At 34.6% G+C, this 19,012-nt stretch carries 19 protein-coding genes; 12 read left to right on the top strand and 7 right to left on the bottom strand.

Translation table 11 applies throughout. The features are described 5' to 3' along the window. Nucleotides 1–76: 76 nt before the first annotated feature. From SCA31_RS04460 to SCA31_RS04445, 4 genes are all read right to left on the bottom strand, one after another. Nucleotides 77–415: a DUF3817 domain-containing protein gene (locus SCA31_RS04460; protein WP_410695643.1), complete on the bottom strand. Its 339-nt coding sequence runs from the start codon at nt 413–415 to the stop codon at nt 77–79. Between the two features lie 82 nt (nt 416–497). Continuing rightward, nucleotides 498–1,082, bottom strand: a complete 585-nt coding sequence (nadD, locus tag SCA31_RS04455; RefSeq protein ID WP_410695642.1) for a nicotinate (nicotinamide) nucleotide adenylyltransferase — start codon at nt 1,080–1,082, stop codon at nt 498–500. 41 nt (nt 1,083–1,123) lie between these two features. Continuing rightward, entirely contained in the window at nt 1,124–2,836 is a 1,713-nt protein-coding gene (gene recJ / locus SCA31_RS04450; protein ID WP_410695641.1) for a single-stranded-DNA-specific exonuclease RecJ, read from the bottom strand. Between the two features lie 80 nt (nt 2,837–2,916). Beyond that, nucleotides 2,917–3,942 carry a hypothetical protein gene (locus SCA31_RS04445; protein WP_410695640.1) on the bottom strand — a complete coding sequence of 342 codons (1,026 nt, stop codon included), beginning with the start codon at nt 3,940–3,942 and terminating at the stop codon, nt 2,917–2,919. Between the two features lie 93 nt (nt 3,943–4,035). Between SCA31_RS04445 and SCA31_RS04440 the strand changes: the two genes are divergently transcribed. Continuing rightward, the gene (locus SCA31_RS04440; RefSeq protein WP_410695639.1) at nt 4,036–4,848 is read left to right on the top strand and encodes a M48 family metallopeptidase; all 813 of its coding nucleotides are present in this window, start codon (nt 4,036–4,038) and stop codon (nt 4,846–4,848) included. Between the two features lie 81 nt (nt 4,849–4,929). Here the strand turns inward: SCA31_RS04440 and SCA31_RS04435 are convergent, their stop codons facing one another. Further along, nucleotides 4,930–6,552, bottom strand: coding sequence for an ABC-F family ATP-binding cassette domain-containing protein (locus SCA31_RS04435; protein WP_410695638.1), 1,623 nt, complete (start codon nt 6,550–6,552; stop codon nt 4,930–4,932). Between the two features lie 121 nt (nt 6,553–6,673). On the opposite strand from SCA31_RS04435, the gene smpB reads away from it, so the two are divergent. The 5 genes from smpB (at nt 6,674) to SCA31_RS04410 (ending at nt 11,502) form a co-directional block, all read left to right on the top strand. After that, nucleotides 6,674–7,132, top strand: coding sequence for an SsrA-binding protein SmpB (gene smpB / locus SCA31_RS04430; RefSeq protein ID WP_410695637.1), 459 nt, complete (start codon nt 6,674–6,676; stop codon nt 7,130–7,132). 77 nt (nt 7,133–7,209) lie between these two features. After that, complete coding sequence (locus SCA31_RS04425) at nt 7,210–8,727, top strand: OmpA family protein (protein WP_410695636.1); 1,518 nt, start codon at nt 7,210–7,212, stop codon at nt 8,725–8,727. A 94-nt stretch (nt 8,728–8,821) separates the two neighbouring features. Further along, a complete protein-coding gene (locus SCA31_RS04420) occupies nt 8,822–9,562 on the top strand; it encodes a YebC/PmpR family DNA-binding transcriptional regulator (protein ID WP_410695635.1) in 741 nt (246 codons plus the stop codon). A gap of 143 nt (nt 9,563–9,705) precedes the next feature. Then, nucleotides 9,706–10,530: a UDP-2,3-diacylglucosamine diphosphatase gene (locus SCA31_RS04415; protein WP_410695634.1), complete on the top strand. Its 825-nt coding sequence runs from the start codon at nt 9,706–9,708 to the stop codon at nt 10,528–10,530. Further along, complete coding sequence (locus SCA31_RS04410; RefSeq protein ID WP_410695633.1) at nt 10,531–11,502, top strand: glycosyltransferase family protein; 972 nt, start codon at nt 10,531–10,533, stop codon at nt 11,500–11,502. Here SCA31_RS04410 and SCA31_RS04405 read toward each other — a convergent pair. Both SCA31_RS04405 and SCA31_RS04400 read right to left on the bottom strand, forming a co-directional pair. Continuing rightward, the gene (locus tag SCA31_RS04405) at nt 11,491–11,781 is read right to left on the bottom strand and encodes a GNAT family N-acetyltransferase (protein ID WP_410695632.1); all 291 of its coding nucleotides are present in this window, start codon (nt 11,779–11,781) and stop codon (nt 11,491–11,493) included. The genes SCA31_RS04410 and SCA31_RS04405 overlap by 12 nt on opposite strands. Before the next feature lie 97 nt (nt 11,782–11,878). Then, entirely contained in the window at nt 11,879–12,628 is a 750-nt protein-coding gene (locus tag SCA31_RS04400) for an RDD family protein (protein WP_410695631.1), read from the bottom strand. Nucleotides 12,629–12,655: 27 nt separating this feature from the next. Between SCA31_RS04400 and SCA31_RS04395 the strand changes: the two genes are divergently transcribed. From SCA31_RS04395 to SCA31_RS04370, 6 genes are all read left to right on the top strand, one after another. After that, nucleotides 12,656–13,639: a stage II sporulation protein M gene (locus tag SCA31_RS04395; protein ID WP_410695630.1), complete on the top strand. Its 984-nt coding sequence runs from the start codon at nt 12,656–12,658 to the stop codon at nt 13,637–13,639. Beyond that, nucleotides 13,623–14,585: a DUF4013 domain-containing protein gene (locus SCA31_RS04390; protein ID WP_410695629.1), complete on the top strand. Its 963-nt coding sequence runs from the start codon at nt 13,623–13,625 to the stop codon at nt 14,583–14,585. Before SCA31_RS04395 ends, SCA31_RS04390 begins: the two co-directional genes overlap by 17 nt. Then, on the top strand, nt 14,578–15,369 hold the full coding sequence (locus SCA31_RS04385; RefSeq protein WP_410695628.1) for a DUF4129 domain-containing protein: 792 nt from the start codon (nt 14,578–14,580) through the stop codon (nt 15,367–15,369). The genes SCA31_RS04390 and SCA31_RS04385 overlap by 8 nt, the downstream gene beginning before the upstream one ends. Before the next feature lie 11 nt (nt 15,370–15,380). After that, the gene (locus SCA31_RS04380; RefSeq protein WP_410695627.1) at nt 15,381–16,538 is read left to right on the top strand and encodes a hypothetical protein; all 1,158 of its coding nucleotides are present in this window, start codon (nt 15,381–15,383) and stop codon (nt 16,536–16,538) included. Nucleotides 16,539–16,606: 68 nt separating this feature from the next. Further along, on the top strand, nt 16,607–17,638 hold the full coding sequence (locus SCA31_RS04375; protein ID WP_410695626.1) for an AAA family ATPase: 1,032 nt from the start codon (nt 16,607–16,609) through the stop codon (nt 17,636–17,638). 44 nt (nt 17,639–17,682) lie between these two features. Then, complete coding sequence (locus SCA31_RS04370; RefSeq protein ID WP_410695625.1) at nt 17,683–19,005, top strand: DUF58 domain-containing protein; 1,323 nt, start codon at nt 17,683–17,685, stop codon at nt 19,003–19,005. Nucleotides 19,006–19,012: the final 7 nt, after the last annotated feature.

Here is a 19,012-nt window from a genome sequence, read left to right as displayed (position 1 = left end):
TGACCTTTATGTATAATAAGACAACTGCAACAATAAAATTGTTACAGCAAAACATGAAATTTTATGAAAAATAAATTTATTCCCTTTCGAATTTAGCCAGTTTTTTATCAACCCAAATCGTTGCAAATGGGAAAAAAGCAGCTAATAAGGCGAAAACGAAATCTTCATCATCCCAATTATAAATTTTTCTTGCAGGAAGGCAGAGTAGAAGATAAAGGGTGAAGAATAATCCGTGTAGACTACCAATAACACTGATGAAAATAATAGAATATAAATTTTCATCATATCGGATCCAGATCATCGCAACACAGTACAATAAAAGACATGAAATAGCTTCTGCAAGACATATCTGCTTAAACCATTTGATAACTTTTTCCTGAGAATATTTTGAGAAAAATTTTTCGATGAAGTCCATTTATTAAGGTATGAGGTGAGAGTTAAAAGTAAGAGTCTTTCTCTGGCTTTTTGTTTTGTCCTCTCATTTCTGATTTACAAAATTACTTATAAAAATTACTTCCATCCAAATATTCAAAAACTTCAGGTGGTAGCATAGGTCTTACATTTTTACCATCTTTAATCATGTTGCGGATTTCTGTAGCGGAAAGTTCTATCACAGGAGCTTTTATCAGAGAGATATTCTCATGTTGAAGATATTTGGAGTCTTTCTTCTCCCTATCAAATACTCTTGGATAAACAATAATATGATGATTCTTGATAAGAGTATCAGAATTTTTCCATTTGTGAAGACCCTCCAGATTATCTTCACCCATAATCAGACTAAAGGAATAATCAGGATGTTTTTCATGAAGATAAGTAAGGGTATCGATCGTATAACTTGGCTGCGGAAGAGAAAACTCAACATTGGAAGCACGCATATTAGGATAGTTTTTTACAGCAAGCTGTACCATATCCAGTCTGTTATGGTCCTTCAATAAAGATTTTTTGTCCTTAAAAGGATTTTGCGGGCTTACTACAAACCACAACTCATCCATGTCAGAATTCTCAAGAATATAATTGGCCAAAATAAGATGTCCAATGTGTATTGGATTAAAAGATCCGAAGAATAGACCGATTTTTTTCATGTTATGTAGGTAACAGATGATAGGTTGTAAGCAGTAGTAAACTAATCCCTAAACTTCACATCTTTTATATTAAGATAATGAGTTACATTGCCTTTCCAGTGATTTTCCTCCAAGGTAAAAGCAATATCAAAATTTTTATTTTTAAAATCCTCCACAAACTGTCCCAGCTTAAAGCCGACACATTCAATATTTCGTCCTGTAGATTCCTGCTTGATATAGAACTTCATATGGTTGTTGTCCTTTCCCATAGTCTTTACATATCCTGATAGTTTTTGGTCAGTTAATGTAAAGATAGGCTTCATATTATGAGGCCCAAAAGGTGCCAGCTTCCTGTGGAAATTAATAAACTCCCTGTTGATTTCATCAATTTTAATTTCAGAATCAATCGTAATGGATGGTTCTTTTTGGTGTTCCTTGATCTTCTCAGAAACAATTTTTTCAAATTTTTCCTTGAATGCCTCAAACTTATCCTTTTCCATAGAAAGTCCTGCAGCAGCATGATGTCCACCGAATTTAAGGAAATATTCTGAACACATATCAAGAGCTTCATGAACGTCAAAGTCTGAAACGGATCTTGCAGAAGCCACCATCTCACCGTTATTACCATCCGTAAAGACCAGCGTTGGTTTATAATAAGTTTCGATAAGCCTTGAAGCTACAATACCAATGACCCCTTTATTCCATTCAGGATGATAAACAATAGTGGAGTGCTTTGTTTCCTGTTGAGATTCCATAATTTGATTCAAGGCAGAAAGCGTGGAGTTCATATCCAATTCACGCCTTTCATCGTTGAGGTTCATGATATCATGAACAATTTGGTGGGCATGCTTCAGGTTATCAGATACCATAAGCTCTACCGCTGCTTTACCATGTGAAATTCTTCCGGCAGCATTTATTTTAGGAGCAATTTCAAATACAATGTTTGAAATTTCAAAATGAGAAAGCTTATCCTCAGGAATCAAGAGCCTTAATCCAAGATTTCTTGTTTTTCTAAGAGTTTTCAACCCCATTTTAGCAAGAACCCTATTTTCACCAGTCATCGAAACAATATCTGCAGCAATGGATATTGCCAAAAGATCCGTTAGCTCAAATAATTCAGCATCAGGAAGCTTATAAATAGTATTCAACCCCTGACAAAGCTTGAAACCAACACCACATCCGGAAAGCTCCTTGAATGGATATCTACAGTCACTTCTCTTAGGATCAAGTACAGCCGCAGCATTGGGAATCTCGTCACCTGGAAGGTGGTGATCACAAATGATAAAGTCAATATCCAGACTGGAGGCATAATTGATCATGTCAAGGGCCTTGATTCCACAGTCAAGAGCAATGATTAATGAAAAACCATTCTCTTTGGCAAAATCAATCCCCTCTGTAGAAATCCCATATCCCTCAGAATTTCTGTCCGGAATATAATAATCCAGATATTTTTTCTCAACAATTTTGCTGAGGTAAAGGTACATTAAGGCAACTGCTGTAGTTCCATCCACATCATAATCACCGTATACCAATATTTTTTCGCCATTTTCAATCGCAGTGGCAATACGCTCTACAGCTTTTTGCATGTCTGCCATTAAAAATGGACTGTGTATATCGTTAAGGTTTGGTTTGAAAAATTCTCTCGCCTTTTGATAATTGTCAATTCCTCTTAGAACGAGAATTTTAGATTCAAAAGTACCAAAACCAAGCGACGAACTTAGTCCGTCCACAATTTCCTCATCGGGTTCGGGCTTATAAATCCATTTTTGACTCATTTCACAAAAATAAGGAAAAAAGTTCTAAAAGCCTCTTTAAAAATCAGCAAATTAGATTTTAAAAAACAGAAGGAATAAGTCTAATAAAACTCATACTTATTTGTGAAAATAACGGTAGAATCTATTTTTCCATTCTTTTCTGAAATCATCTTTACAGGCATGTTATACTCATCCAAATTAAATTTTTCAAATGTTTTTTCATCGTTTTCCTGAGTAAAGCTATCATCAAAAATCAGTGTTTTTCCAAAGTATTTTCTTTTCTGGCTAAATTTATATTCCGTATTAACTGTTTCAATAAAAGTAAATTTATTTTCAGGATATTCTGTGATTATTTGCTTTAAATTTTTTTCCTCATTATATTCTTTTGTGATCTTTTTATCATCTTTATACTCAATGATATAAGAGTTGTTGTAATAGATTTTACCTTGGTCTAAAACAGTCTTTGACATCAATTGATTTGAGTCATTAAATTGATACACAATATGGAAATCATGATTTGAGGGCTGATCCTTTGAAAATGCTTTTACTAGTTTTTTATTGAAATCATATTCAAAAACATAGGAGCTTTTATTCTTTTTATTATTCAGTCTCAGAATATTTTTATCCTTGTCAAAATCTTCGGTTTTTAGTAAGTCTTCAATATATCTCCATGTATTTTCATCGCCACCTATTATTGGAATTCCTGTGCTGTTTACAAGGATTATGTTTCCTACAGCATCATAATGATATTCATTTAAACTTGCGCCAGCATTAGAGTGTAGAATAAGGCTTTTGACCGGCTGGTTTTTATCATTGTAAATATTCCTTTCAATAATAGTCAGATATTTCCCATCCCAGTTTTCACTTACATATTGTCGGTAATATTTATAGATCAAATTTCCGTTTTTATCATACTCTAAAATATTAAGGTATTCTCCATTGCTTTTCTGCTCAAGTCTTTTTAGGTTTTTTGGGTAGGTTGTTGAGGTGAAGTTGACATTAAAGGGTAAGTTGTACGTATTAGAGGTCATCATTACATCTTCATAATCAGGCATATTAAATTTTATTTTTTCCTGCCCTGTGAATAGAGAAAAGAAGAATATAGTAAAAAGATAAGCGGCTTTCATTTTTTCCTTTAAAATTAAAAAAAATAGAGTTTCCTTTTTTAACTTTATTATTGTTGAAAAATGGTTACCTTCGTCCTCCAAATTTAAATAACTATGAAAAAAATTATCGTATGCCTATCACTTTTAGGGGCAATGAATTCGATCAGTGCTCAAAAAATTAATCTTGGTAAAGCTGCCGGAATAGTTTCAAATGGTGCGAAAGCCTTAACCTTTACCAACGAAGATGCTGTTAAATTATCCAAAGAATCAGTAGATTGGATGGATAAAAACAACGCGGTAGCGGGGCCAAAAGATCCGTATACTGTAAGACTGAACAAACTGTTTGGAAAACACAAATCTCAAGACGGTCTGAACCTAAACTATAAAGTGTATAAAGTGAAAGATATTAATGCTTTTGCGTGTGCAGACGGAAGTGTACGTGTATTTTCATCCTTAATGGACATCATGACAGATAATGAGCTGCTAGCTGTAATCGGTCACGAAATTGGTCACGTAAAAAATGAAGATACAAAAGATGCTATGAAATCTGCTTATCTAAAAGCAGCAGCACTAGATGCAGCTTCATCGGCTTCCAATGCCGTAGCTACTCTTAATGATAGCCAGGTAGGTAAGATGGCTAACGCATTTTTAGATGCTTCTCACAGTAAGAAACAGGAGTCTGAAGCGGATACGTATTCATATGACTTCATGAAAGCTAATAAATATGATGTAGTAGGAGCTTATACCGCTTTCAAAAAGCTGGCGCTGCTTTCACAAGGAAGTACACAGACAGGTTTTGAGAAAATGTTCAACTCTCATCCTGATAGTGAAAAAAGAGCACAGGCAATCAAGAAAAGAGCTGAAAAAGACGGATTATGGAAAGATCCGGGAACTGTTGCTATTCCAACTGCAAAACTTACAAAATAATTATTTATTTATTGTTTAAAATAAAATACCTCAAAGCATTGCTCTGAGGTATTTTATTTAATTCTGTATTCAGATATCAGATTAAGAATACATTTTTTCTCTTAATTCTTTTATCTTTTTATCTGCAAGGTATTCGTCATAAGTCATCTCTCTGTCGATGATTCCGTTAGGAGTCAGTTCAATGATCCTGTTACAGACAGTTGAAAGCATTTCGTGGTCATGAGATGCTAATAAAAGATTTCCTTTGAAATTGGACAATGAGTTGTTCAGGGTCGTAATACTTTCAAGGTCCAAGTGATTGGTAGGTTCATCTAATAAAAGAACGTTAGCTTTTTGAAGCATCATTCTACTGAACATACATCTCATTTTTTCACCTCCTGAAAGTACTGTACAGGATTTCAGGGCCTCATCACCTGAGAAAAGCATTCTTCCTAAGAATCCTCTTACAAACTCTTCGTGACGCTCTTCATCATTCTTAGTGAATTGTCTCAACCAATCAACCAAACTTTGATCTTCCTGGAAGAATTTGGTATTGTCTAAAGGCATGTGAGACTGGTTTGTAGTAACTCCCCAAGCAACATTTCCTTTATCTGCTTCAACATTTCCAGCTAAAATTTCGAAAAATTCTGTGATCGCTAAAGAGTTTTTGGAAAGTACAGCTACTTTATCTCCCTTTTTAAGATTTAAATCTATATTAGAAAATAATAGTTCACCGTCTTTTGTCTTTTCAAGACCTTTTACATCCAAGATTTGATCTCCCGCTTCTCTTTCCATTTCGAAAATGATAGCCGGATATCTTCTTGAAGATGGCTTAATATCGTCAATGTTTAATTTGTCAATCATTTTCTTTCTTGCAGTAGCTTGTTTTGCCTTAGCAACGTTGGAGCTAAATCTGGCAATAAAGTCCTGAAGTTCTTTTTTCTTCTCTTCAGCTTTCTTATTAGCCTGAGCTCTCTGTCTTGTTGCCAATTGAGAAGCCTGGTACCAGAAAGAGTAGTTACCTGTGTAAAGGTTCAGTTTAGCATAATCCAAGTCACCGATGTGCGTACAAACCGTATCTAAGAAGTGACGGTCGTGAGATACCACAATTACAGTGTTTTCGTAATCAGCAAGGAAGTCTTCTAACCAAGAGATTGTATCAATGTCAAGGTCATTGGTAGGTTCATCCAGAATCAATACATCAGGATTTCCAAAAAGTGCCTGAGCCAAAAGAACTTTTACTTTGTCTTTGTTCTCAAGTTCACTCATCATCTGCCAGTGCATATCATCTTTAACCCCCACGTTTGAAAGCATGGTTTGTGCATCAGATTCAGCAGTCCATCCACCCATTTCATCATAGATTACACCTAGTTCACCAGCTTTAAGTCCGTCTTCATCAGAGAAATCTTCTTTTGCGTATAACGCATCCATTTCCTCCTTTATCTCAAATAATTTTTTGTTACCTCTTAAAACAGCTTCAAGAACAGTATACTGATCAAAAGCAAAGTGATCCTGCTCCAAAACTGACATTCTTTTCCCTGGTTCCAAAGATACGTGCCCTGTTGTTGGATCCTGCTTTCCTGTTAATATTTTAAGGAATGTAGACTTTCCCGCACCGTTTGCTCCGATAATCCCGTAGCAGTTTCCTTTGGTAAACATAATATTTACCTCGTCAAAAAGAACTCTTTTCCCGAATTGTAAAGATAAGTTAGATACTGTTAACATATAGTTTTGTAAATTTGGCGCAAAAATACGAAAAGAATTTGGGTATTTTGTAATATTATAATAGTCAAGTTTTTAAATGTATCGTATTTTTTATATATTTCATTAACGAAATTTTAAAATGATGAAGATTGAAAAAACAGTTAGTATATTAAATAAAAGAGCCCGCTTTGAATATGAGATTCTTGAAGAATACGAAGCCGGAATGGTTTTAACGGGTACAGAAATAAAATCTTTACGTTCCTCCAAAGCATCCATCACAGAATCGTTCTGTCAGTTTATTGATGGGGAATTATACATTATAAATATGATGATTGATGAGTATAAATTAGGGACTTTTTACAATCATAAAACAAAAAGGGAACGGAAATTGCTCTTGCACAAAAAAGAATTACAGAAACTTGAAAAAAAGTTAAAGGATGCTGGGAACACTATCATACCCCTAAAGTTATATATCACGGATAGAGGTAAAGCAAAAGTGCTAATAGCGCTTGGTAGAGGGAAAAAACTTTTCGATAAAAGGGAGGCCATAAAAGATAGAGAAAATAAAAGGACCTTGGACAGAATATTAAAGAAAAGTTAAAAATCATTTGAAAAACTTTGTATATAAAGAAAAATTATATTTATTTTGCATTATCAATTATTTAATCATTTAATTCTATGAAAAATCTAAAATTAGGAATTTCAGCATTGGCACTTACTGTTGCTTCTACTGTTTTCGCGCAGACTACCAACAATCCGTGGTTAATCGGAGTTGGTGCTCATGCAGAAAACCATGTAGCAGTTAGAGATGGCTTCAGTAATACGTTCGCTGCTAAAAATTTAACAAAGAAATTGTTCAATATGAACAATTATTCTATTACACCTCCTTTATCTAAGTTAACAGTTGCTAGAAACATTGGAAAAGGTTTAGTTATCGACTGGCAAACTTCTGTTGGAAATGTTGAAAACAAAAGATTCAACATGGGGAAAGAATTTTTCCTAATGACAGGTATTGGTTTCCAGGCTAAAGCTGCAGGTCTTTTATGGAACGAAGAATCTTGGTTTGATCCATATTTAAGAGTTGGTGCTAACTACTTAAGACATGACTATACTGGACTTTCTTTCCCAAGAAATGCTGTCGATGCAGACGGTAATTTCATTGAAACTGTTAAGAATGGTAAAGATGGTAATGAGAACGGTAAAGCAAACCACTTTGCAGTTTCTACAGGTGCTGGTGCTAACTTTTGGGTAACTAAAAACTTCGGTCTTGGTATCCAAGGTGATTATGTATCAACTCCAGGTGATCACTCTACAGTTGCTAACTTCTGGCAAGCTTCTGCATCTATCTTATTTAGATTCGGAAACAGAGATAGAGATAAGGATGGTATCCTAGATAAAGATGATCTTTGTCCAGATACACCAGGTTTACCAGAATTCCAAGGATGTCCTGATACTGACGGAGATGGAGTTCCAGATAAAGACGATCAGTGTCCAGATGTAGCTGGTCCAGTTGAAAACAACGGTTGTCCTTGGCCAGATACAGATGGTGACGGTGTTATCGACAAAGATGATGCTTGTCCTACAGTAGCAGGTCCTGCTGAAAACAACGGTTGTCCTTGGCCAGATCAAGACGGTGACGGTATCTTAGATAAAGATGATGCTTGTCCTACTGTTCCAGGTCTTCCAGAATACAACGGATGTCCTAAGCCTAAGACTAAAACTGCTGAAGAAGTTGAAACTACATTCAAGAGTGTATTCTTCGATTTCAACAAGGCTACTATTAAGTCTGAGTCTGCAGGTGCATTAGATAGAGCTGCTGATATCATTAAGAAAGATGGAGGTAACTATCTATTAGAAGGTAGAACTGATGCTAAAGGTGCTGCTGCTTACAACTTGAAATTATCTAGAGAAAGAGCTGCTGCTGTAGTTGCTGCTTTAGATGCAAGAGGTGTAGATGCTAACGCTCTTAAATCAGTAGGTGTAGGTGCTACTAAAGCTACTATTTCTGCTAAAGCAACAGATGCTGAAAGACAAGTTGACAGAAAAGTAGTTGTAAAAGCTATCGAAAATGACGCTGAGTGGAACGCAATCGCTAAGAAAGATTACGCAGATGCTCCAGTTAAGAAGAAAGCTGTTAAAAAAGCAACTAAAAAAGCTCCAGCTAAGAAAAAAGCTGTTGCTAAAAAGAAAAAATAATTAATTTTTCTAAATAATGAATACCTCCAATCTATTGGAGGTATTTTTTTTTTGTGGACTTTTAAGTAATTTTGTTGAAAATTTTAAAAATAAAATGGGAAGAGCATTTGAATATAGAAAAGCTTCTAAAATGGCCAGATGGGATAAAATGGCCAAAACATTCTCTAAAATAGGTAAGGATATTGCATTAGCAGTAAAAGCAGGTGGTGTAGATCCTGAAGCTAACCCGGCATTGAGAAGATGTATCCAGAACGCGAAAGGGGCTAATATGCCTAAGGATAACGTTGAAAGAGCAATTAAAAAAGCCAGCGGTGCTGACGCCGAAAATTATGAAGAAGTTACCTATGAAGGATACGGACAGGGTGGTGTTGCTTTTTTTGTAGAATGTACTACAAATAATACAACAAGAACTGTGGCAAACGTAAGAGCTATTTTTAACAAGTTTGATGGTAATCTTGGAAAGAATGGTGAATTAGCATTTATCTTCGACAGAAAAGGTATTTTCACAATCGATTTGGCTCAAATCAAAATGGATTGGGATGACTTTGAAATGGAAATGATTGATGGGGGTGCTGAAGATGTAGAAAAGGATGAGGAAGAAGTAATGATTACAACTGCTTTTGAAGACTTTGGTTCATTATCTCACAAGCTAGATGAACTTGGCATTGAGGCAAAAAGTGCAGAATTACAAAGAATTCCAAACAATACAAAAGAAGTAAACGAAGAACAGTTCAAAGCAAATATGAAAATGCTTGAGCGTTTCGAAGAGGACGATGACGTTCAGAACGTTTACCACAACATGGAAATCACAGAAGAGTTGATGAACTCTTTATAAAAAATAATATAGCATTCATATACAGTTAACTTTCAATTAGTTTCTTTGTATAAAACTATGAAATGCCTTGATGTACTTTTTTATATAATAAAAAGCATTGAGACGCTTCATTCGGCAAAATAAAAAAAGCTGAAAATATACGGATGAAAAGAAACGTTGAATTAGTTGTCATATCGGATGTTCATTTGGGAACTTATGGATGTAAGGCTAAAGAATTACTGAGGTATCTCAATTCTATCCAGCCTAAAACTTTGGTTTTGAATGGCGATATTATCGATATCTGGCAGTTCAAAAAGTCTTACTTCCCTAAACCTCATTTGAAAGTGATCAGAAAGATTCTTTCATTTGCTACCAAGAATACAGACGTTTACTATATTACAGGGAATCACGATGAGATGTTCCGTAAGTTTACTGATTTTGAACTTGGTAAGCTTAAAGTCTGTAATAAAATTTGTCTGACTATTGATCAGAAGAAAACCTGGATCTTCCACGGGGATGTTTTCGATGCATCAGTTCAGCATTCCAAATGGATTGCCAAGCTTGGCGGAAAGGGATATGATCTTTTAATCATCATCAATAATGTTGTTAATTGGTTTCTGGAAAAAATGGGTAAGGAAAAATATTCATTTTCAAAAAAAATCAAAAATAATGTAAAGAAAGCGGTAAAGTATATTGGAGACTTTGAATTAACTGCTTCTGAACTAGCAATAGACAATCATTATGATTATGTTGTTTGCGGGCATATTCACCAACCACAGATTAGAGAGGTTGTTAATAAAAAAGGATCCTGTACTTATCTGAATTCCGGTGATTGGATCGAAAATCTGTCTGCACTGGAATACAATGATAATGAATGGAAGATCTTTTACTATGATGAACATAAACATTTACTGAAAGATGATGAAACAGAGGAAATTCAGGAGATGGATAATTCTGCACTTTTAAAAATAGTAACTAATTTTACCTAAATGAAGATCTTGTATGCATTTCAAGGGACTGGAAATGGTCATGTGGCCAGAGCACAGGAAATTATTCCGATTCTCAAAAAATATGCTTCGGTAGACACATTGATCAGTGGGCATCAGTCGCAATTAAAGGCTGATTTCGACATTAACTTCCAATACAAAGGCATCTCTCTTCTTTATAACAAAACAGGCGGTTTATCCTATCGCAAAACATTTACTGATAATAAATTCATTGAAGCAGCAAGAACAATAAGGGATCTGGAACTTTCAAAGTATGATCTGATCATTAATGATTATGAACCCTTAACAGGATGGGCTTCTAAATTGAAAAAGCTTCCGATGATAGAACTGAGTCATCAGGCATCAATGAGTTTTTCTGAAACTCCAAAACCTAAAAAGAAAGATTTTCTGGGAGAAATGATTTTGAAATATTACGTTCCCAGCGAAAGAAAAATAGGTTTTCACTTTGAAAATTATCATCCACAAATCAAGAAACCCGTAATCCGTAAAAAGATCAGAAATCTTAATCCTTATAAACAGGGCTATTATCTTGTTTATCTTCCCAGTTTTGCAGATGAAAATATCATTAAGGTTCTAAGGAAGATTCCTGTGGAGTGGAAGGTGTTCTCAAAATATAGCAAGGTACAGGTGAAAGTGAAAAATGTTGAAGTATTTCCTATTGATGAAATGCAGTATCTGAAATACTTTGAAGGTTGTGAAGGGATATTGTGCAATGCTGGTTTTGAGACCCCGGCTGAAGCTCTTTTCATGCATAAAAAACTCTTTGTAATTCCTATTCATAATCAATATGAACAGGAATGTAATGCATGTGCCTTAGATAAAATGGGAATTCCAAATTCTAAGGTTTTAAATTTACAGGAGATCATGGAGTGGGTAGCTTCTGATCATCACCTGGATGTAGATTACCCCAATGATATTGAAGGTATTCTGCTGAATGAAGTTTTAATTCTTTAAAAAAATATCTTCCACATCATTCATTCTCGTCATTACTGACCTTGCGTAAGAACAGTGAGGGTAAACTTTCCAGTTGTTTTCTCTTGCAAATCTAATGGCTTCTTCCACTAGGTATTTTCCCATTCCTCTGCCTTCAAACTCAGGGTGAACAAGCACAAAAGAAATGATAAACTTGTGGTCTTCCGGGAAAATGGTATAGGTCAATCTTCCAACTTCTTTGGTTTCGTTATTAAGGGTAAGAAACCCACCGTTTCCGGATCTGTTGTTTTCAAAATTCATGATTTAAGGCTTTACTTTTAATAAATATACGAAATTGTGAGTAATAAATAATGGCTTATTTTGTTGCCTTTTTTATTTATTTAAGAAGCAAAATTGATTAATTATCTTTTCCTGTGTAATAGTTATAGTCTTTAATAATAATATTAACAAACTGTTTCTCTGTCATTTTTGTAGGATCTATTTCCAGTTTTAGGATGCTTTTGATTTTGTCAGAAAGTTTGCTTATAATCTGGCGGTCATCTATTTTTAATGCCTTAGTATAGTTATCCTTGATTATCCTCATGTCGTTATCACTCAATGCAATAACCTGTGGAAAAGATGGTACATAATTTTCATGAATATTTTCTAAAATGGTATGAGAGATATTGATGTTATTCTTGAGGGAAACTACAGCAGTTCCGGAAGCTATATCTCCTAAACGCTGGTTATCTTTGGAAACAATCATTGAAATTAAACCCACAATTCCCGCAAAGGATACATCTACCAGCCTGAATACCCAACGGATCATATAATCTCCAAAACTGGCTTGATAACCATCAATTTTTACCACCCTTATTTTCATTAATTTTTTACCCGGAGTCTGACCTTCCATTAGGCTTTCTAAAACAACGGGATAAATGTAGGTTGGAAATGTAAGAATAATATACACAGCCATAACGGACCATTGATCAAGGCCATTTAACAGGTACCCCAAATCAAAAATATTGAAGAACAGATAAAGCACCATAATCACATAGGCAACCCTTATCAAAAGATCAATAATGAAAGCGAGCATTCTTTCTCCTACACTGGCAATATTAAAGTTAATATTTACATTTTGTGAGGTATTTATCGCAATTTGAGACATATTTTTTATTATTTTAGCCTTACAATTATGAGAGAAGTTTATTTCATTAAACAAAATAAAGAAAAATGGTTGGGAATAGAACAGGTTATTGATGGGAAAATTAAAAAAAATCCTGATGACCTGTCTTCATTGTATATTAACCTGATCAATGATCTTTCTTTTGCACAGACTTACTATCCGAAAAGTAATACCACTGTTTATCTGAATCACTTATCCTCCCAGATCTTTCAAAAAATCTATAAAACGAAAAGAGTAGAAGAGAACAGACTGGTTTATTTCTTTAAAACTGAAGTTCCGTTGTTGGTCTATCAGTACAAAAGGTATCTGCTGTATGCTTTTCTGTTTTTTATTCTTTTTACTTCTATAGGAGTGCTTTCTGCGATTTATGATAAGGACTTTGTGAATATTATTCTTGGAGAAAGTTATGTAAATGAAACCATTGAAAATATTAAAAATAATAATGCGGTAGGTGTTTATCAAAGTGGAACTACATGGGGAACTACAATAGGAATTATTTTCAATAATATTAAAGTAGGAGCTAAATTATATATGTATGGAGTTTCGGGAGGTGTAGGGACCTTATTTGCTTTACTTTCCAATAGTGTAATGTTGGGATCCTTTCAATACTTTTTCTATGATTATGGAGCATTGAAAGACAGTGCAAGAGGAATCTGGCTTCATGGAGTATTTGAAATTTTTTCCATGGTGGTAGAAGCAATGTGCGGATTGATTCTTGGAGCTTCTATTTTATTTCCAAAAACTTTGTCAAGATTTAACTCCTTTAAAAAAGGGTTTAAAGATTCTTTCAAAATATTTTTAAGTACCATCCCATTCACAATCTGTGCAGGAATCATCGAGGGGTATGTGACAAGACATGCATTAAAGATGCCTTTGATTTTAAACCTGACGATTATTTTTGGTTCACTTGCCATTGTAATATTTTACTATCTTGTGTATCCGTCTATTGTGAATAAAAAAACTAATAAACACACCAATGATACAATTTTATAAAAAAAGAGATTTTGGAGCTTTCATTGGTGACAGCTTCAACTTTTTCAAATTATACGGAAAGAATTATTTTAAAAACTATCTTTTGATCAATGGATTGCTGTTGATCTTGATGGTTACTGTTTTTATTTTTGGTTATAGGGAACTTTTTTCACAGATTTTTGGATCTAATTTAGATGGAGATTCCTATTATTTTGAACGATATTTCTCTAACAATGCAGGAATGTTGATTGGCGTAGGAATATTGACATTTTTGCTTGGTATGATTCTGGCGATTGTCAATTACTTATATCCTGTTTTTTACCTGAAAAGAATTGCACAGGGAGCAGAAAAAATAAAAACTGACGAAATCTTAGACGATTTTAAAAAAAATTTGGGGAGAATTGCTAAGCTATGCCTGGGGATGGCTTTTATTGTAATTCCGTTGGCATTATTTATCGTAGCTTTTTCCTATCTCCTGATATTTATTATTATTGGACTTTTCCTAATAGTACTTGTTTATCCAACCCTATTTAATGTGGTTACCTTTCTAATGTATGATTATTTTAATTCAGGGAGAGGTTTTTGGGAAAGTCTGAGCTATTCCATACGCTCACAGTTTTCTTATCCTAATGGAAGTGAAAAGTCACCCTATTGGAAATACTGGGCTGCAGCATTTATTATGTTTATCATGATATCTATTGCCAGTTCTATTTTTACCTACGTTCCTATGATCTTTGTTTATGGATCTGTTCTTACCTCTACTCCGGATGGAAATTTTGAACAAAATCCTTTTACCGGTACTGTAGGAATTATCTTCTTTGTATTCTATGGGATTTCAATGCTGCTTTCATTCTTGCTTTCCAATCTGTTGTATGTAAACGCAGGATTCATGTATTATGACAGCAGAACAGATCTTCACCAGAAAGTTGAACTTGAAGAAATAGACACGATTGGCATCAATGAATAGATTTTTAATTTTTATACTGCTTTTTTTTTCACTAGGTCTTGTTAAGGCTCAGGATGATGATTCTGCAGATGATTATTTGGGGGATTCTCTGTATACAACGGGGCATTACCACAATATGCTGCGTGCAGATTCTGTACTGATGAAAAAACCGGTTACAGAAAACACGGTATATCCAAAAGAATTTAAGGATAATATTCCCTCAAGATATAAAGGAAATGATTTTGATTATTCAGTCTCAAAACCCAGAGAATCTTTCTGGCAAAAGTTATTGAGAAAGATCGATCGTATTTTGCAAGGTATTTTCGGAGAGACGGTCTTTGCCAAGTCTTCCGAGTTTACAGTAGCTCTTGTTCGTCTTTTTGCCATCCTTTTGGTAGGGTTTTTACTTTATTTTATTATTAAGTATGTTCTTGGTAAAGACGGAAACTTTATTTTCGGTAAAAAGAATAAGAAGCTGGATCTGAATGTGGAAGAATTGCATGAAAACATCCATGAAATTAATTTCCCTGAAAGCATTGCACGTTTTGAACGTGCAGGAGACTATCGCTCAGCAGTTCGTTATCAATTTTTATTCACGCTTAAAAAATTAAATGATAAAAAGCTAATCAACTGGAATCCTGAAAAAACCAACAAAGATTATGCAGCAGAGTTAAAAGCTCCGAATCTTAAAAATGAATTTTCCGATTTATCCTACATCTTTGATTATGTATGGTATGGAGAATTCAATATCGAAGAACAGAGTTATCAGAAATTTAAAAATCAGTATCAGGCATTTAAACCATAATCCAACTCACCATGAATAAGACTTTCAGAATATATGCTGTAATCTTCATCGTTGTGATGGTTATTTTGGCATTGTTTGAAGTTAATAAAAAAGAAACCACCAACTGGCGTAAAAACTTTGACATCAACGAGAAGTCTCCTTTTGGCCTGTTTGTTTTTAATAATGAAGCCAAGGATCTTTTTAAGAACAATCTGAAGAAGATTGATCAGGCTCCTTACGAATACTATAGCCAACACAAAAAAAACAACCATAATATTGTTGTTATTGAAAATGATATTGATGGAGAATCCTGGAAGAAAATTCTGGATCAGATATCAGGAGGCTCAGATGCATTATTGATTGTGAGCCGCATGCCTAAGGAAATTTCAGACAGCATCGGGTTTTATGATTCGGAGATTTCTTTTGAAGAACAGAATGTTTTGAAACTTACCGATACAAAATATCAGAATGATTTTATTAAATTGGATAAATTTCCGTCGGGTAGAGGATTCTCATTCATTAAACCGAATGTTGAAGTACTCGGAAAAACGGTAGAAGATAAAAATACAGATCAGGCCAACTTTATTAAGGTGAAGTTTGGAAAAGGAAATATATATGTTCACAGTGAACCTCTTTTTCTTACCAATTATTATCTGTTGAAACCCGGAAATGTAAAGTATGCACAGGATGTATTCTCTTATCTTCAGGATAGGGAAACGCTTTGGTTTGTGGAGGGTGGTACCAAGGCTTCAAGTTTCTTTATGAGATTTGTATTGGGAAATCCAGCTCTGAAGTATGCCTGGTGGGTATTTCTGGGTGGATTGATTCTTTTTATCTTCTTTAATGCTAAGAGAAAACAAAGAATTGTACCTGTAATAGAACCATTGCGGAATACATCATTGGATTTTGTGAAAAGCATTGGGAATCTTTATCTTCAGGAGGGCGATTTTCATGATATGATGGCCAAAAAAGCTCAATATTTCCTGAATAAAATAAGAATGGATTTTCTTATTGATACCCAGAATTTAGATAGTGAATTTGTCAAGAAGCTGCAATTAAAAACAGGGAAAACAATGGAAATGATTAATGAAGCTATTCATCTTATTCAAAAAGCACAGGATCCCTATTCCAGCGTAATGAAAGAAGATCTGGTAAGAATGAATAAGCTCCTTGATGAGATACTAAGATAAGAGATTCTTAATAGGATGATTTAATAAAAGATAGAATGAATTCTGTCGAAAAACCAAAGATAAAAATTATGGAAAACTTTGATAACCAAAATATAGAAAATCAAACTTCTATAAACCTTAATAAAAATGAAGATCAGTTTCAGTCCCGCATTGATATGATTGAGCTTCGTGCAAGTCTGGATAAAGTAAAAGCCGAAATAGGCAAGGTGATTGTAGGGCAGGAAAGTATGATAGAACATCTGTTAGCAGCTTTACTTTCTAATGGCCATGTACTGATTGAAGGAGTTCCCGGAGTGGCCAAAACAATTACTGCCAAGTTATTGGCAAAGACCATTGATGTGGGCTTCAGCAGAATTCAGTTTACACCGGATCTAATGCCTTCCGATATCTTGGGTACCTCAATATTCAATGTGAAAAACTCAGAATTTGAATTTAAAAAAGGACCTATTTTCTCCAATTTTATATTAATTGATGAGATCAACAGATCGCCGGCGAAAACACAGGCTGCATTGTTTGAAGTAATGGAAGAAAGACAGATCACAATGGATGGTACCCGTTACATTATGGAGGAACCTTTCCTTGTTGTAGCTACACAAAACCCTATAGAGCATGAGGGAACATACAGGCTTCCTGAAGCCCAGCTTGACCGTTTTCTATTCAAAATTAATGTAGGGTATCCTAATCTTGAACAGGAAATCACCATCATTAAGAATCAGCACGAAAGCAAAAAAGAAGATAAAACAGAAAGCGTAAATAAAGTGATTACTGCAGAGCAACTGAAAGGGTATCAACATTTGGTAAAGGAAATCATTGTAGAGGCTCAGTTGATGGAATATATTGCTAAAATTATCATTAACACCAGAGAAAATCAATTCTTATACCTGGGGGCTTCACCAAGAGCATCCTTAGCACTTCTTACTGCTTCCAAAGCCTTTGCCGCATTAAGAGGAAGAGACTTTGTAACTCCGGAAGATATTAAGGAAGCAAGTTATGCTGTGCTAAGACATAGAGTAATCGTTTCTCCGGAAAGAGAAATGGAAGGCCTTACCGCCGATGAAATTATCCGTCAAATATTAGAGGGAATAGAAATTCCCAGATAGGAGAGTAGATTGTAACTTATAATCTTCTACCCGCCACCTAAACAATGAAAAACTTATACATCAATACACGTTTCTTCTTTACACTCATCGGAGTGGGGGTACTGTATGTTCTTGCATTTTTCTTTCCGGGGCTGATGTGGGTTGCCCATATTGTACTTTTGCTCTGTTTTCTTGCCGTCATGGCAGATTACCTGCTGATTTTTAATCAAAAAAATGCTTTGCAGGCCCAGAGAATATTACCGGAGAAATTGTCCAATGGTGACGAAAATTTTGTAAAGATTGATATTAAAAATAATTACAACTTTAAAATCACGGCTAAAATTATCGATGAAATTCCGTTTCAATTTCAGAAAAGAGATTTCCTGATTGAAAAGCATATTAACCCGGGAGCAAATACTTTCTTTCAATATACTTTGGAACCTAAGGAAAGAGGAGAGTATCATTTTGGAAGTCTGAATATTTATGCCTCGTCACCACTGGGATTAGTCTCAAAAAGATTTAATTTTCAAAAAGATGCAATGCTGGCGTCTTATCCATCCTTTGTTCACCTCAGAAAATATGAGCTGATGGCTTTACAGAGCGAATTTTTGTTAGGCGGAATCAAGAAAGTGAGAAAGCTGGGACATACCATGGAGTTTGAGCAAATCAAGGAATACGTTCCCGGAGATGATATCAGAACCATTAACTGGAAAGCTACATCCAAAGCCAACCGATTAATGGTCAATCAGTTTCAGGATGAAAAATCACAGCGTATTTTTATGTTGATTGATAAGGGGCGAACCATGAAAATGCCATTTAACGGATTAAGTTTATTGGATTATTCCATCAATGCTACCATGGCGCTTTCCCATATTATTTTAAGAAAAGGAGATAGAGCAGGGATGATGACGTTTTCAAAAAAGACTGAAAATAAAATTGCTGCGGAAAATAAATCCGGACAGCTAAAAAAAATATCAGAAGCGCTTTATAATATTAAAACAGATTTCTTTGAAAGTGATTTCAATCGCTTATATCAGGATGTGAAATACTCTCTAAACCAGAGAAGTCTGATTCTGCTGTTTACCAACTTTGAAACGTTGGACGGGTTGAATCGCCAGTTGAAATATCTTCGTGGAATTGCCAAGAATCACCTGTTGGTAGTGGTGTTTTTCAAGAACTCAGAACTACAGACCATGATTAACAAGAATCCTGAAAATATGCAGGAAATCTATGATGAAATTGTAGCCGAAAAATTTGAATTTGAAAAGAAACTCATCATTCAGGAGCTTCGCAAATATGGAATCTATACCGTATATACCCTTCCTGAAAATTTGAATATCGACGTTATCAATAAATATTTGGAGATAAAAGCCAGAGGAATTTTATAAAATATTT

Source organism: Chryseobacterium sp. SIMBA_028 (assembly GCF_046535285.1).
In the GTDB taxonomy this organism is placed as follows: domain Bacteria; phylum Bacteroidota; class Bacteroidia; order Flavobacteriales; family Weeksellaceae; genus Chryseobacterium.
Note: the sequence above shows the minus strand (reverse complement) of the source record. Positions and strands in the feature narration are given on the sequence as shown.